The 445-nt window shown below is 70.1% G+C and carries 1 pseudogene; it reads left to right on the forward strand.

What is annotated here, in order from left to right:
- Positions 1 to 165: 165 nt before the first annotated feature.
- Positions 166 to 445 (forward strand): annotated as a pseudogene (locus D3D02_RS19910) (dihydroorotate dehydrogenase (quinone)); the annotation flags it as partial.

Below are 445 nucleotides of genomic sequence, written 5' to 3' on the forward strand. Positions count from 1 at the left end.
TCCGAGACGGGAAGATAATCATCCAGAAGGCGGACGCCAACCCGGAACAGATGGAACACGACTTCTGAGACGGACCGCGGGGCTTCACCGAACCGATGCTCGCGAGCGGCCGCGACGCGGACCGCGGTCGGCGGATTGATTGTCGCTCGTGACGAGGCCCAGACGATGGGCGCGTACGACCTGTTGAAGCCGGCGCTGTTCCGGCTTCCACCCGAGACCGCACACGGACTGGTACATCGACTGCTCGGCGGCGTCCAGGGGACGCCGGTCGCCGCCGCGCTCGCCGAGCGGTACGCGGTCGACGACGAGCGGCTCGCGGTCGACGCGTTCGGGTCGTCGTTCCCGAACCCGGTGGGCGTCGCGGCCGGGTTCGACAAGAACGCGCACGTCCCGCGAGCGCTGGCGTCGCTCGGGTTCGGCCACGTGGAGGTCGGCGGCGTGACCG

Source organism: Halobellus sp. Atlit-38R (genome assembly GCF_003665925.1).
Lineage (GTDB): Archaea > Halobacteriota > Halobacteria > Halobacteriales > Haloferacaceae > Haloquadratum > Haloquadratum inordinatus.